Origin of the sequence: Alkalilimnicola ehrlichii, from assembly GCF_003399765.1 — a bacterium.
Lineage (GTDB): Bacteria > Pseudomonadota > Gammaproteobacteria > Nitrococcales > AK92 > AK92.
The window spans coordinates 46,026-58,811 of record NZ_NFZV01000026.1 but is presented as its reverse complement, the minus strand read 5'-3'; the positions used below and the strand labels follow the sequence as shown (position 1 = coordinate 58,811).

Annotated in this window: 16 protein-coding genes; 6 read left to right on the top strand and 10 right to left on the bottom strand. The window is 57.7% G+C overall.

Annotated elements, in window-relative coordinates; all coding sequences use genetic code 11:
• Both CAI21_RS23380 and CAI21_RS18765 read left to right on the top strand, forming a co-directional pair.
• Window positions 1–2,042: ankyrin repeat domain-containing protein (locus CAI21_RS23380; RefSeq protein WP_181919534.1), on the top strand; the 2,042-nt coding region annotated here is incomplete at its 5' end.
• A 142-nt stretch (window positions 2,043–2,184) separates the two neighbouring features.
• Window positions 2,185–2,685, top strand: a complete 501-nt coding sequence (locus CAI21_RS18765) for a hypothetical protein (protein ID WP_116303702.1) — start codon at window positions 2,185–2,187, stop codon at window positions 2,683–2,685.
• A 67-nt stretch (window positions 2,686–2,752) separates the two neighbouring features.
• Here the strand turns inward: CAI21_RS18765 and CAI21_RS18760 are convergent, their stop codons facing one another.
• A complete protein-coding gene (locus tag CAI21_RS18760) occupies window positions 2,753–3,250 on the bottom strand; it encodes a hypothetical protein (protein ID WP_116303701.1) in 498 nt (165 codons plus the stop codon).
• 119 nt (window positions 3,251–3,369) lie between these two features.
• The gene (locus tag CAI21_RS18755) at window positions 3,370–4,014 is read right to left on the bottom strand and encodes a thiopurine S-methyltransferase (protein ID WP_116303700.1); all 645 of its coding nucleotides are present in this window, start codon (window positions 4,012–4,014) and stop codon (window positions 3,370–3,372) included.
• A gap of 173 nt (window positions 4,015–4,187) precedes the next feature.
• Between CAI21_RS18755 and CAI21_RS18750 the strand changes: the two genes are divergently transcribed.
• From CAI21_RS18750 to CAI21_RS18745, 3 genes are read left to right on the top strand one after another with little or no spacing between them, the layout of a single operon-like run.
• A complete protein-coding gene (locus tag CAI21_RS18750) occupies window positions 4,188–4,937 on the top strand; it encodes a c-type cytochrome (RefSeq protein ID WP_116303699.1) in 750 nt (249 codons plus the stop codon).
• Window positions 4,901–5,386 (top strand): c-type cytochrome, encoded by a 486-nt coding sequence (locus CAI21_RS26290; protein WP_472974027.1) that lies wholly within the window; start codon window positions 4,901–4,903, stop codon window positions 5,384–5,386. Before CAI21_RS18750 ends, CAI21_RS26290 begins: the two co-directional genes overlap by 37 nt.
• Entirely contained in the window at window positions 5,317–6,147 is an 831-nt protein-coding gene (locus CAI21_RS18745; RefSeq protein WP_220348837.1) for a c-type cytochrome, read from the top strand. The genes CAI21_RS26290 and CAI21_RS18745 overlap by 70 nt, the downstream gene beginning before the upstream one ends.
• Window positions 6,148–6,189: 42 nt before the next feature.
• On the opposite strand, the gene CAI21_RS18740 is transcribed toward CAI21_RS18745, so the two are convergent.
• On the bottom strand, window positions 6,190–6,492 hold the full coding sequence (locus tag CAI21_RS18740) for a hypothetical protein (RefSeq protein WP_116303698.1): 303 nt from the start codon (window positions 6,490–6,492) through the stop codon (window positions 6,190–6,192).
• Window positions 6,493–6,811: 319 nt separating this feature from the next.
• Here CAI21_RS18740 and CAI21_RS18735 point away from each other — a divergent pair, with 319 nt between their 5' ends.
• Window positions 6,812–7,240 carry an ion channel gene (locus CAI21_RS18735; protein WP_220348834.1) on the top strand — a complete coding sequence of 143 codons (429 nt, stop codon included), beginning with the start codon at window positions 6,812–6,814 and terminating at the stop codon, window positions 7,238–7,240.
• 13 nt (window positions 7,241–7,253) lie between these two features.
• Here CAI21_RS18735 and CAI21_RS23375 read toward each other — a convergent pair whose 3' ends face one another.
• The 7 genes from CAI21_RS23375 to CAI21_RS18700 form a co-directional block, all read right to left on the bottom strand.
• Entirely contained in the window at window positions 7,254–7,439 is a 186-nt protein-coding gene (locus CAI21_RS23375) for a hypothetical protein (RefSeq protein ID WP_116303697.1), read from the bottom strand.
• A complete protein-coding gene (locus CAI21_RS18725; RefSeq protein WP_147305173.1) occupies window positions 7,421–7,747 on the bottom strand; it encodes a hypothetical protein in 327 nt (108 codons plus the stop codon). The genes CAI21_RS23375 and CAI21_RS18725 overlap by 19 nt, the downstream gene beginning before the upstream one ends.
• A 144-nt stretch (window positions 7,748–7,891) precedes the next feature.
• Window positions 7,892–8,743, bottom strand: a complete 852-nt coding sequence (locus CAI21_RS18720; protein ID WP_116303695.1) for a poly(ethylene terephthalate) hydrolase family protein — start codon at window positions 8,741–8,743, stop codon at window positions 7,892–7,894.
• A gap of 118 nt (window positions 8,744–8,861) precedes the next feature.
• Window positions 8,862–10,520, bottom strand: coding sequence for a methyl-accepting chemotaxis protein (locus CAI21_RS18715; RefSeq protein WP_181919533.1), 1,659 nt, complete (start codon window positions 10,518–10,520; stop codon window positions 8,862–8,864).
• A 158-nt stretch (window positions 10,521–10,678) separates the two neighbouring features.
• Window positions 10,679–11,107, bottom strand: a complete 429-nt coding sequence (gene dksA / locus CAI21_RS18710; protein WP_116303693.1) for an RNA polymerase-binding protein DksA — start codon at window positions 11,105–11,107, stop codon at window positions 10,679–10,681.
• The gene (gene zigA, locus CAI21_RS18705) at window positions 11,104–12,318 is read right to left on the bottom strand and encodes a zinc metallochaperone GTPase ZigA (protein WP_116303692.1); all 1,215 of its coding nucleotides are present in this window, start codon (window positions 12,316–12,318) and stop codon (window positions 11,104–11,106) included. The genes dksA and zigA overlap by 4 nt, the downstream gene beginning before the upstream one ends.
• 196 nt (window positions 12,319–12,514) lie before the next feature.
• Window positions 12,515–12,748 carry a hypothetical protein gene (locus CAI21_RS18700; RefSeq protein ID WP_116303691.1) on the bottom strand — a complete coding sequence of 78 codons (234 nt, stop codon included), beginning with the start codon at window positions 12,746–12,748 and terminating at the stop codon, window positions 12,515–12,517.
• Between the last annotated feature and the right edge of the window lie 38 nt (window positions 12,749–12,786).

Sequence of the window (12,786 nt, the reverse complement as noted above, 5' to 3'; positions counted from 1 at the left end):
CGGACGGCATGACCGTGCGCAGCCACAACGGCAACGTCACCATTCAAGCGGCCCGGAACATTCGCCTGACCGGCCGCGGCGGCGGCGATATCACCGTCGAGCAAAGCGGCGCCGGTTTTAGCGTCAAAGCCGACGGCACGGTGCGTCTGTTTGGCAACACCGTGACGCTCAAAGCCGATCAGGGTGTCACCTTCAACGGCCCGGTGAGCTACGAGGTGCCGGGCAGTAATCAGCCCGAGCGGGTGAGTGTGCCGCCGTCCTTGCAGCCAGTAAAACTAGCGGATATAGCCTGGATAGAAGGAGTCGGCGTCCCCCCTCTATCCCAAAAAGAACGTGCGCTCATCGCGGCTGTTTACCAAGACGCATATAGCAAAAATCGACTTGGATCGCTCCAACCTATCAGTACAGCCGCCAAACGCGGTCTAGAAATGGAGCGGGCACTACTTGATGATGCGGAAAGACGGGATATCCTTAGTGTGCGATTTGGCTTAGTTAGCCTTGGGCTACCCGCGGTAGAAACAGCAATGGGTTTCACACCTAGCGGACGCGCGACAGTGCGCGCTCCGCAACGCACTATTACGCACATTCGCTATGGAGACCTTGTCGGCAAAACTGGAGATGTGGCCAAGAACGAAACCGTTAACAAGTACATCTCACGCATGGATGAGTCTCAACATATTGCTAGCCACGTCATGGTCCAACTAACCGACAATGTTCAAGACCGTCTAGCGGATATTCGTGCACGGCAAGAGACTCTTGATCAACGTATTGAGCAAGCGAATCGTGCAAAGGCCGACGAGAGTATGCCAGTTACCAACATGACAGACCTCCAAGTGCTTGAGGAGTTCGTGGGTCATGTCCAAGTAATGCACCGCAATCTCGTGCGTTCCGACTACGCGGCACTCGAGAGTATGGAAGAATACAAAGCTAGACAGCTGAGGTTATTCGGCATAGACGGAGAACATGCAGAGATTGCGCAAGCTGTCGCAGAAAACAAAATTTCGGGAGATCAAGGAGAGCGCCAATCGCGAATGGCGGATGAGCTTGCACGCGGCAGCCATAATTGGAATTCTTTATCTCAATCCGCCGCGATTGGCCGAAGATCGGTCTTCGACTCGTATCTAAAGGTTCATGGCCGTATTGTTGAAGTCTACCAAAGCAAGTCGTACGAACAGATGATTCGCGCGGCACGCACATTATTACCCAGCCTTCGGGAGACCCGCTTTCAGAGCGTCAAGATAATGGATGACTATGTTAATGAAACAATTTCGGCGCTACAGGATGCTCGGGGCATGGAATCAACCTTCAACTGGGATCTGTATGAAAAAGAATCCCTTTATGAGCTATCTAATCCAGACTTTTTTAGCCTATTTTTGCTGATCTCTCCGGCTTCTGCCGAAGAAGACAAAAGATATTTGTACTCTGGCTTCGATAAAGTAGCCACATACCTGCTATCAGAAGATAGAGACATTCTCAATGATTGCCAGCTAATTGATCCAAGCATACAACAATCACAAATCGGTGGCATTGCGCATATAGCGGCCGAGCTAAAACTAAGCTCCGCTATGGAAGAGCTGCACCACTGCGGTTTTGATCTTGACCAGAAGAATCAATATGAACTAACGCCAACTGCATTAGCCATTATGCTGGGGGACTGGAAAACAGTTTCGGCATTGCTAGCATTAGGTGTCGATGCAGATGGTGTTATGGAGTCAACCACCTATCTCGGAGCAGCTATTCATAGCTCTATTGCGTTGGAGGCTGACTGTAATGAGCACGCACGTGTCGCAATCGAACTCTTGGAAGCAGGCGCCAATCCAAATGCTGAAGGGGCCGACGGTTTTACCGCCTTATATACGGCGGTCTTACGTGACCATGAGGGCTGGGCCGAAACTCTGCTAGCTTACGGAGCAGATCCTGACCAATTTGTTCGGCGACCGGGTGAAACGGCACGGCAAGCGGCCGTTATTGCCGGAAGCGAGGGCTGGCTTAAGAAGAAAGCCCCTCAAAAGATTATGAAACGGTGCCACTCGCCCTCCTAATAATGAATCGGCTAAACGCCTCAGGAGCTCCGGTCCAGGTGCCCGCCGGCGTTCCAGTGGCGTGGGGCTTTGCCCGTTTGCCATAACGCCCCAACCTTCTTGAGCTGTAGCAGCCCTAAGAAAAATACTCAGGAGGTTACCCATGCCAACAGATCAAGAAAGCGGTAAAGAACGTTCGGGAGCGCGTATTCGGGGCACCGAAGCACAAAAAGCCCAGCGGAAAGGCCTCAACCGGCAGGCCTTGGAAGCGGAAACAAAACAGGAGAGCCAGCGCGAACCGGAACCGCCGCTTCATAAGCCCGACGTATTAATCGACGTCTCTAAACTAAAAGTTAATGGCCTCAAACTGGGCGTAGACTCTCTCAAGGCTCAGCTTTCGCTTAAGGTACGCCTCGCTCAGTTGCTCGACGTACACGTCGGACTCGACGCACATATCGATAAGGTGGAACTGGAGTTGGATGAAGTTGACGGCGAAATCGAACTGCGCGCCAGCCTTGCTCGCCTTCAGCACATCATCGATACCGCATTTTCCTCCATTCTGGAGGACCCGGATGTGTTCCGGAACGCATTGGGCGCCCTGAACGAAGGGAAAACCAATGTGCGCCAAAAGCCTCCAACCAGCCAGGACAATACTCGGCACTAACCGTGCCGGCACAGGCTATCGAACTCAGCTAACGTCGATAACCTGCACCCACCTTAACGAGAAGTTATTAACGCGGCATATGCCGCTGTAAAGCGGCTTTTACCGATTCGCGGTTTTGGTGCGCCTGCTCGTACTCATACAAAGCCTGTATATCCTCGGGACTAAAGTCGTCCAATTTTGCTTCCAAGGCACCGAGTTCCGGTTGCGTCGCGGCTTTCTTAGCCTGACCGTCGCCCCGACGCTCGGCACCGGACTGAGGCAACGTTTCAGGCTTGCTTGCCGTCTCGCTCAAACCGGGCAAATGATCGCGGTTAAGCGCCATGACTCGCTCGCTGAACTGGCGCATATCCGCTTCTTGCTTCTGCCAATAGCGCTGCAAGCTCTCTACGTCTCGAATATCGAGGGCATTTCGCATTTGCTTAAACGCGAAGTCGCTACAGGCACACAGCCATTCATGTTGCCACTGATTAAACTGGTCGGCATTGGCGACCATATACTCGCCGACACGTTGCAACGGCAGCACCCATTCGGATTGCTCCAGCCACCGTTCATTGCCTTTCGCCATTGCCTTGCCTCCTTACACCATAAGCGTGCCGCTTGCTCGCGGTTATGGGGGCAAGCCGGATAATTCATAAGCGTTCTGGCTAAGGCACATTGACCGTCGTAGGCAATCCGTTCGTGTCGCTATTTCTTTAACCACCAAGCCGACTCTGTGAGATAGCTCAGGGTGGTTTGCCGGAAACGGCGCTCCGGCTCCGCATGCGCCAGTTGTTCTATGCCAAACTGGGCACCGTAGAGGGTGCGTATTTCGTCTTCGGCAACCGAAAACGGCGGGCCGCTCATCTCGGCTTGCGGATACTCTAAGGTGATAAGAAACAGCTGCTTCAACTCCGGCAAAGCCTCCTGCAACATAGCAGCATAAGACCGCCGCAGCTCGGGCGGGAAGGCAATTAGCGCAGCACGATCATAGACAACACCGACCTCATCCAGCGCTAGAGCCGGTAGGTCGAAAATATCGCCGCAGTAAAGCTCGACACCGCCGGCGCGGTAGCGTTGATAAGGGCCCTGCTCGTCACGCTCCGGCACCCATCCCTGTTCGGCAAAGAATGCCTCGATCGCTGTTTGCGCCAGCTCAATGCCAATCACTCGCAAGCCTTGCTCGGCCAGCCAGCGTAGATCCTGGGCTTTACCGCACAAGGGCACAAGGACAGCGCTGCCGGCGGCCACGCCGAGCGTCGACCAGTGCTGTTCGAGCAAGCTGTTGGGCTGACCTTCGTGAAAGCCGATCTCGCCCTTGTGCCATTTGTCCAGCCAGAATTGTTTATCCACCGGTCACTCCTTCACTGACGGGAACCACGAGGATAACCCGGCGACATAGCACGAGGCACCCTAGCAATCCCATTCCGAAAGCGCCTCTAAGGCTGCAACAACTTGTCGCTGGGCGTAAGGGCTATTAAGCTTGGGCGCTCAGCGCTAGGCGGTAGGAGATACGACAAGGCATCATGAACACCAAGTTCTTCGCTACGAACGCCGGCCTCAAACGCTTTCTCACCGCCTTGAGCGCTGCGGGTCTTTTCGCGTTCAGTCAAAGCTCGGCCCATGCTCAGCAGCCCCGGCTAGATTCGATGCAGCAACGCGTCCAGCCCTGTATAGCCTGCCACGACGCCAGCGCGATCGATCTTCAATCCGGTTATGTGCCCAGGCTCCACGGCAAACCAGCCGGTTATCTATTCAATCAGCTGATTAATTATCAGGAAGGGCGCCGTCACCACGCACCGATGGAGCACATGGTCAACAACCTTTCGCCGGAGTATCTGTGGGAAATGGCGGAATACTTCTCCCGCTTGGACGAGGCCCAAACGCCACCGGCAGAGCCGGCTGCCGACGCCGCCCTGCGCGAACGCGGCGAAGAACTCGTCTTCCGCGGCGATCCCGAGCGCGGGCTCGCCTCCTGTCAGGCCTGCCACGGCGAACGGCTGACCGGCGTCGAGCCTAATACGCCCAGCCTGCTCGGATTACCGAGCCACTATATCTCCGCCCAATTGGGTGCCTGGCGCACCGGCCGCCGACAAGCCGCCGAGCCGGACTGCATGCAAGAGATAGCGCAAGCCATGAGCCCACGCGACATTCAAGCGGTAGCCCGCTGGCTAGCTGCCCTGCCGGTACCCGAGGATAGCTCGGCAGATCCCGAACCGGCCGCCGAACTCCCCATGGAATGCGGCAGCGTCCCCCGACCGGAGTACGCTTCATGAGGCCGATGCCGATGTTACGCCTGAGCTTGTTTATCACGTTACTCTGCGTTGTTTCGTTAGTCAGCGCCGGCGATGACCTCGTGGTACGCGGCCAGTATTTAGCCCAGGTCGGGAACTGCGCCAGTTGTCATACGGCTAAAGGCGGTAAGTCGTATGCTGGCGGACATCGGTTGGGCAGCCCTTTCGGCACCTTTATTACGCCGAACATAACCCCCGCCCCCAATACCGGCATCGGCCGCTGGAGCGCCGACGACTTATGGGAAGCGCTGCATAACGGCCGCCGCCCCGACGGGCAACGTCTCTATCCCGCCTGCCCTATCCCAGCTTCACCCGCGCCCGGCGCGAGGACGTCGACGCCATCTATGCTTATCTACAGTCCGTGCCGGCAGTCGAACAGGAGTTGCCCGATCATCGCTTGGGGTCGCTGGCCTCCCGCCGCTCACTGTTAGCCGTTTGGCAAGCGCTGTTCTTTACGCCTGGAACCTATGAGGCCAACCCGCAACACGATGCCGTATGGAACCGCGGCGCATACTTGGTGGAAGGGCTCGGCCATTGCATGGCCTGCCACGCCGAACGCAATCGCTTCGGCGCCACGCGCAGCGGCCAAAACATTGCCGGCGATTACGTCCAGGGCTGGTATGCCCCTTCTTTCTTCTCCAGCAGGGAGGCCGGCCTGCAAACGTGGTCGCAAGAAAAGAGCGCTGCCCTGCTCCAGCACGGCAAAGCCGGCGATGCGGCCGTCCTCGGCCCTATGGCAGACATCGTGTACGACAGCCTGCAACACCTTAGCGACGACGACATTCATGCCATGGTCAGCTATCTACGCTCGCTGCCGGACACCGATATCGAACCTCGTCGACGCCCCTTGCGATTGTCCCAAGCGCGGGTGGACACCATGCTGGATGTCGGTCGCCAGGTCTACGACCGTAGCTGCAAAGACTGTCACGGGCGGCAGGGGCGAGGCACCGAGGCGGCCGCCGCCCTCGCCGGCAATCGAACGGTACTCATGGCCGATCCGACTAATCTCGTCAACACGATTCGTTACGGCGGCTATCCGCCCAGCACCGAGGGCAACCCACGGCCATTCGGCATGCCGCCGTTCAATGATTTGAGCGACGCGGAGATCGCAGCAGTAGCGACCTATATCCGCCAAAGTTGGGGCAACGATGCCGCACCGGTGGCAACCAGCCACGTGAGACAGGACAACTAGCGGTCGGGCCAGGACAAGGCGCACGCCGTGCGCGGGCGAGAATCACAAACACAGTCCGTCGTCACTCACCCCGCGACGACAGTGGTAACGTTCAAACACGTCTTCGACTTGCCAGCGTCCCTCTACCTGCTGCAAGTGGAGCTTGATATCGCGGCCGGCGATGGCGTCGTCCTTCATCCCCCAACTGGCCACCACGCCGATGGCCCGTTCGGCATCAGCATGCCAAAGCCGTAAGCTACGCTCCCAGACGTCGCGCCCTAAAGCACCGCGCTCGGCTTCGGCTTGAGCATAGGCAAGCAGCAACGTTTCCGGCTGCTCAGCCTCCGACTCAACCGTGAGGTTCATCCGCGGCTCGCTCCACGGCGTCGAACCTGGCTCCCAGCCCAATTCCGGAGGAGTGCGCGCACGCAGGTCTTCGAGACGGGGGTATCTTCAACGCCGGATTCGCTCCATAACGGGGTCGCTTCGGAAGACGCCGATGCGGCCGGCTCAGGCCCCCGCTCGCAAGCAGCCACTAAACCCAACATCGCCGCCACGCCTAACAAAACCGGTATCGTTCGCGACACGCCTACGATCTCCCGCACAAGTTGCCTATTGTTTGTCGTCCAGTGGAACGCCAACTGGAAGAGAAAGATTTACGGTCGCCGAACGAAGGGGCGTAACAATGACGGAAGTACTCCTGGCCGCGATCGTCGGTTTTCTGATAACCCTGGTGATACAAGTCTATGCGGCGGCTATTGTTCTGCGCTGTATGCCAAGCCTGCTCGCGCGCTTTCCGCATAGTTTCCTGGGCGGCATCGGAATTTTGGCGACCGCCGTCTTAATCCTATTCGCCGCCAGCTTCCTGCAAATCGTTATTTGGGCGACGCTCTTTCTCTTTTCCGATAATTTCGAGTCGTTCCGGAATGCTGTATATCATTCCGCCGTCAACTTCTCCACCTTGGGTTATGGCGACATCGTCATGACAGGTTACTGGAAACTGCTCGGGCCGCTCGAAGCCGTTAACGGCGTTTTGATGCTCGGGCTCTCGGCTGCCATCCTGTCGTCGGTGTTGCAGCGCATTACTGACCGTATCGTGTCCTTAAAAGAATAAAAAGGCGAAGCGATTAGCGAGCCCCATCGTCAACGAACATCAGTGTCAATTGGTAACGAGCGCCGTCAGCGCGATGATCGACTTCGATGGGTGCCGGATTCCCGATGCTTTGCAAACTGCTGCTGTCAAAACGTATACGCACAACGTTTTCGCCGGCAATGAAATTATTGCCGCCGTTATCTAAGCCGATTCGACGCATACCTTTATTAAGCGCCAGTTCAACGGCGCTGTCGATCCACACCCGGCCGTATCGCCCTCCTCTGGACGAGTGGTAAAGCTTAGGTTAACTCGGGCCGCTTGAATATCGGCATCCGTATCAACCGGCGAATGCTGCTCAACGCGCACCGTACGCCCTCGCTGCAATAGCACCTCGCCGCTAACCAGCACTTCGCGCTGTTCGTTAACATAGCGTATGACCTCATAAGCGGCCGGATACGCCCGAACGACTTCCGCCGCTACAGACGCTGGCAGCACCAGTAAGGCCAGAAAGAGCATTATTTTTTTCACGTTAGTATTGTCCTCAATCCCCCACCGCTCAGAAGGTCGCCTTTCGCGGGTTCGGTCAGCATAGCCCGGATTTATAGGTCGTGCGAACCCCACCGAGCACCGCCGTATCGAGAACCGCGCCCGATTGATTTTTAAGAGGCCGCACTACTCATTAAGTAAGGCATTTGCCTCGTAAACCCAGTCCGGCGAAGCGCATAAGACGCAATTTTCCCCGACAAACCAGGCCTCGGCATTCGGGTCGTCGAGTAACTGCCAACGCAACCAAGCGGTTGTCGGGCCGCGATAACCGCCGCCGGTGTAACTCGGCTCCATATGCCCGGCGCGCCGAAGCGAACCATAGGCTGCCGGAATGCCGGTATTGGCTTCATAAGCCCGCCGAACGCCACTAGCGCTGATGATGGTATCGTTCTCGCCTGCTAGGAAAAACGCTGAACCGGTGATGCCGCGAGTGAAAGTCAAAGCGCCTTGAATCGGCATCACTGTCGTTACCCGCTCGCTCCGCCCCGCCGCCAACGCCCCTAACCCACCTTGCGAGTGGCCGGAAGCCGCCACCCGAGCGGTATCGACCGCTTGATAAAATAGGCTGTCGGGATCGTCCTTTAGTTGAATTAAACGATCGAGCCCAGCCAACATTTCCTCGCCGCTACCGGCGCTCGCGGTATTAGCGGCTGCGACGACAAAGCCGTGCGAAGCCCACAGTCTCAACAAAGGTCCGTACGACGAGGGCGACGTTCCTGTACCGTTACCCCACAACACGACCGGATGCCGAATACCGTCGGTGCCCAAGGTGCGGGGGTAATAAAAGGTGTGTGCGCCATCCCTTAAGCTCGAAGCGCCGAAGGGGCCTGCGGTATAAAATTCGCTACCGACGGAAGGATCGTTATCGGAGTCGTCGCGGCCCGGCGAGCCGCCATTCGAATCGCTGTCGCCACCGCATCCCATAATGAGCAACAGCAACGCGACAAACCACAACGCCCGCCAAATAGACGCTCTCATAGAAGCTCCTTTTCTGATTTTGAAATCGCTTGGCGGGTCGATTAAAGCCAGGTCTTGCTGAACCTGGCTTGATCTATTCTAGCGAATGAAATGGACGTCGTCTCTAGGCCGTTGCGCGTCATATGCCGAACAGCTTCGGCTCCAGGCCCAGGAAAAGCGCGCCCCAATGCTTGCCGCGAACGAAAATCGGGGTTTGTACCATCACGGCCATTTCGCCGGTTGGACGCATAAAGGACGACAGCCGGAACGGTTTAGGTTCTTGCAAACGGCGCCGATCATCTTCGGTGACCAGGAAAAAACGCATATGGCGACTCCTCACGGCATCGACCTGCGGATCGCCTGTCATCGGTTGCGACAACTCGCTGATGTGGATCGGAACGAAACCGTAGTGATCGACGGGTAGGCAGAAAAGCGTTCCTTCGACACCGCGACGCCAATCGTCGACTAATGCCTGACAACGCTCTCGAAAGCGGTTAGCGTAGCTGACTTCATACTTTTGCGGGTCGGTGTTCGGTACCGGAACGTAGTTCCGATCGAACATGTCCACGCCGTCGTTAAGCAAGCGTTCGATCTCCCGCGTCAGCACCTCGCCTCGCTCGGCAAGCGTGTTTAGCACCCCTTCGAGCGCTCCGCTGCCGAAACGAAAATCGGCTAATTTGCCCAGCGCCCGTTCAGCCGCATCGCGCAGCTCATGGCTATTGGCAACCGAGCTTTCCATCTCTTCCCGGATTTTTCGACCAAGACTCCGGATCTCGGTACTGCGGTTGTAAATCTCGCGGTTGGTAACGGTTAACTCTTCAATCGCCGCACCGACTAATAGAAGATCGTCATGCGTCGAGGTGAAATCCGCCACCATGCTGGAGAACTTCTCCGAGGTCGCACCAATCTGCAAGCGGTGGCGAGCCGCCCCCGCCTTCATCTCCTCGGTGCCTTCCGCGGTTAGCGCCACGGCCGTCGTCATCTCTTCGACCAGCGTACCGATCTGATCGGCCGCGCCGCCGACCTTCGACGCGAGATTGCGGACCTCGTCGGCGACAACGGCGAACCCGCGCCCTTGTTCGCCGGCGCGAGCCGCTTCGATGGCGGCATTCAACGCCAACATATTGGTTTGTGCCGCAAAGCCTTGGACCGTTGCCAACAGCTCCCGGATGTCTTCCGAGGTGGTCTGTAACCGTCCTACGGTTTGGTTGAGGGTCTCCAGATGCCCGACCACGCCCCCCACCTCGACGGCAATATGCGATAACTCCTGTTCGCTTTCTTTGGCCAGGGCGAGATTACGCGAGTTGATTTCGGTAATGCTGCTCGTGCGGCGGGATAGTTCCTCCACCGCTGTTGACGTTTCATTACTGGAGCGAAAGATAAGATCGGAGAATTCTTCTTGCTTGACGGCCAAGCCCTGGGCTTTATCGTTAGCCGCGCGGGATCGCGTAGCCGCCAATGAGACGATGATACTTTGCCTTTGCAGGATCTCGAAAGAGGCAGCGAGACGATCAATAAAACGGTTGTACAACCGCGCCACTTCTTGCTGCAAACCGCCGCCGACTGCCGGCACGCGCCGAGAAACATCGCCTTCCTCGCGGCTACCGGCCTCTAATACCGCCAAGACGGCTTGCGAGCCGCCACCGGCCTCGTCGCGCCGCAGCTGCCAGACCAACAAACCGATACCGCCCACTAGCAGAACCGTCGCTGCGACACGTAGCGCGCCTTCTGTGGCTAGTATCAGCATCGAACCGGTTAGTGCGTGCAGCCCACCCAAACCTAGGGTCAGTGGCGACACTGTTCGCCACCGGCCTCCCTTCGCCGGAGTAGCCCCTTTCTCTTGCATATCCATCACCTGCAAATCGTAGTTATTCGCGCGCAATATAGTGATGATATCGACGCAGGAGCCGGCGGCTTGAGCGCGCTCTCCGAAAGGCTAGGGCGATAATGGCGGTACTAATGGTCGAACATTCGCTCTCGCACTTCTTTCCGCTCCTGCCCTTCCAGGCTCAGGGTGGCAGTCGGCCTGGCCAGCAAGCGCGCTAAACCGATGGGTTCGCCCGTTTCGGCGCACCAGCCGTACTCGCCTCGTTCGATGCGCAGCAGCGCCTCGTCGATCTTACGCAGCAGCTTACGCTCGCGGTCCCGCACCCGAAGCTCCAGCGCGTGTTCTTCTTCATCCTGCGCTCGGTCGACCTCGTCCGGCAGCGCGGTGCGCTCGCGCAAATGACTTAGCGTCTCCTCCGCGCTGCGGGAAAGCTCCTCCCGCTGCGCAGTCAATAAGCGCTTGAAGAAGTCCAACTGGCGCTTGGACATGTACTCCTCGGCCGGTTCGGCGAGGAGTTCTTCTTGGTTTTCGATAGGCGACGAGATGTTATCGTTCATGCCGTCGCCTCCGCGTCGGCCGCTGTCAACCAGCGGGGGAAAGGGTCGTCGTAATCGCGCCATGCAGCGGGGCCTGCGGCCATCTCTTCGTCGCTCAACAAGCAAGCGTCGAAACGGGCGCGCAGAGCTGCCTCGTCCATGTCGATGCCGATCAGAACCAGCTCCTGCTGCCGATCGCCGTATGGCTCTTCCCACCGGGAGCGGATCAATGCCAGGACCTCGGGCTCTTCCGGCCAATCTTTCGGATTGACCGCCGCCCACCAGATACCGGCCAAGCCGTGCCGAGCGGCAGCCCCGGCCTGCGACCAATCGCCAACGTATTCCGGCCGACTGGCCAACCAGAAGTGGCCCTTGGAGCGGATCACACCCGGCCATTCCGACTGCACCAACTCCCAGAAACGCCGCGGATGAAACGGGCGTCGGGCGCGGTAAACGAAGTTACGGATATTGTACTCGTCGCTCTCCGACTGCTCTTCGCCGCGCAGGCTAGCGAGCCAGCCCGGCGCCTGCGCCGCCTTGTCAAAGTCGAACAAGCCGGTGTCGAGTATCTCGTGGCAAGGGACGCGCCCGAATTCGCTGTGCACAATGCGCGCACTACGGTTCAAACTGCGCAGAATACCTTCCAGGCGCTCCAGGTCGGCAGCGCTGACAAGGTCGGTCTTGTTCAGCACCAGTACGTCGGCGAATTCCACCTGATCGACCAGTAGATCGACCACCGTGCGCTGGTCTTCCTCCCCCAGCGACTCGCCTCGCTCGTGCAGCTGATCGACGGAGGCATAGTCGCGCAGAAAGTTGTAAGCATCGACCACGGTGACCATGGTGTCGAGGCGAGCAACATCGGCCAAGCTTTGGCCGTCTTCGTCGCGGAAAGTAAAGGTTTCGGCGACCGGAAGCGGCTCGGAAATGCCGGTCGATTCGATCAGCAAGTAGTCAAAGCGGCCTTCTTTGGCCAGCCGATTGACTTCCACCAGCAAATCTTCGCGCAAGGTGCAGCAAATGCAGCCGTTGCTCATTTCCACCAACTTCTCGTCGGCCCGCGATAGCGCTGCACCGCCGTCGCGGAGCTGTGCCGCGTCGATATTAACCTCGGACATATCGTTAACGATAACGGCCACCCGGCGGCCTTCGCGGTTATGCAGCACATGATTGAGCAGCGTGGTTTTCCCGGCGCCTAGAAAGCCGGACAAAACGGTAACGGGCAATGCGCTCATGCTGAAACAACCTCACACCTGTACAAACGAGCTGGTAAATGTAATGTTATAACGTTTCTTATGCAAGCAAGACTCGCGGCTCGCCCACTTTGATGGTGCGGCGGCACAAGATAGCGGAGTAGTAAGCCGGGTTGGATAGATTGTTCGGTATTCCCTTAGGCTTTGTAGAAGGTGTCTGCACCGCCGGCCACAGCTCTCAACCGATCGTTTCCTGCAATGCCTTTTCGAACCAGCTTCGGACCCGTTGCCATTGTTGATCTCCGTATAACCGGCGGTAACGTCGGGTGTACTCGTCACGCTCATCGGCCAACGCCTCGATGCGATCGCGAAGATAGCGCTCGGTCAGTTCGATGCCACATTTCTCCTCGATACAATAGCGCCAACTCTCGTAGCTGGAGGGAATCAGCTCATCGGCGTAAGTCTGACTCATGCCACCCTTCTCCCTTAAACGAAGCCCAACCCAACAAC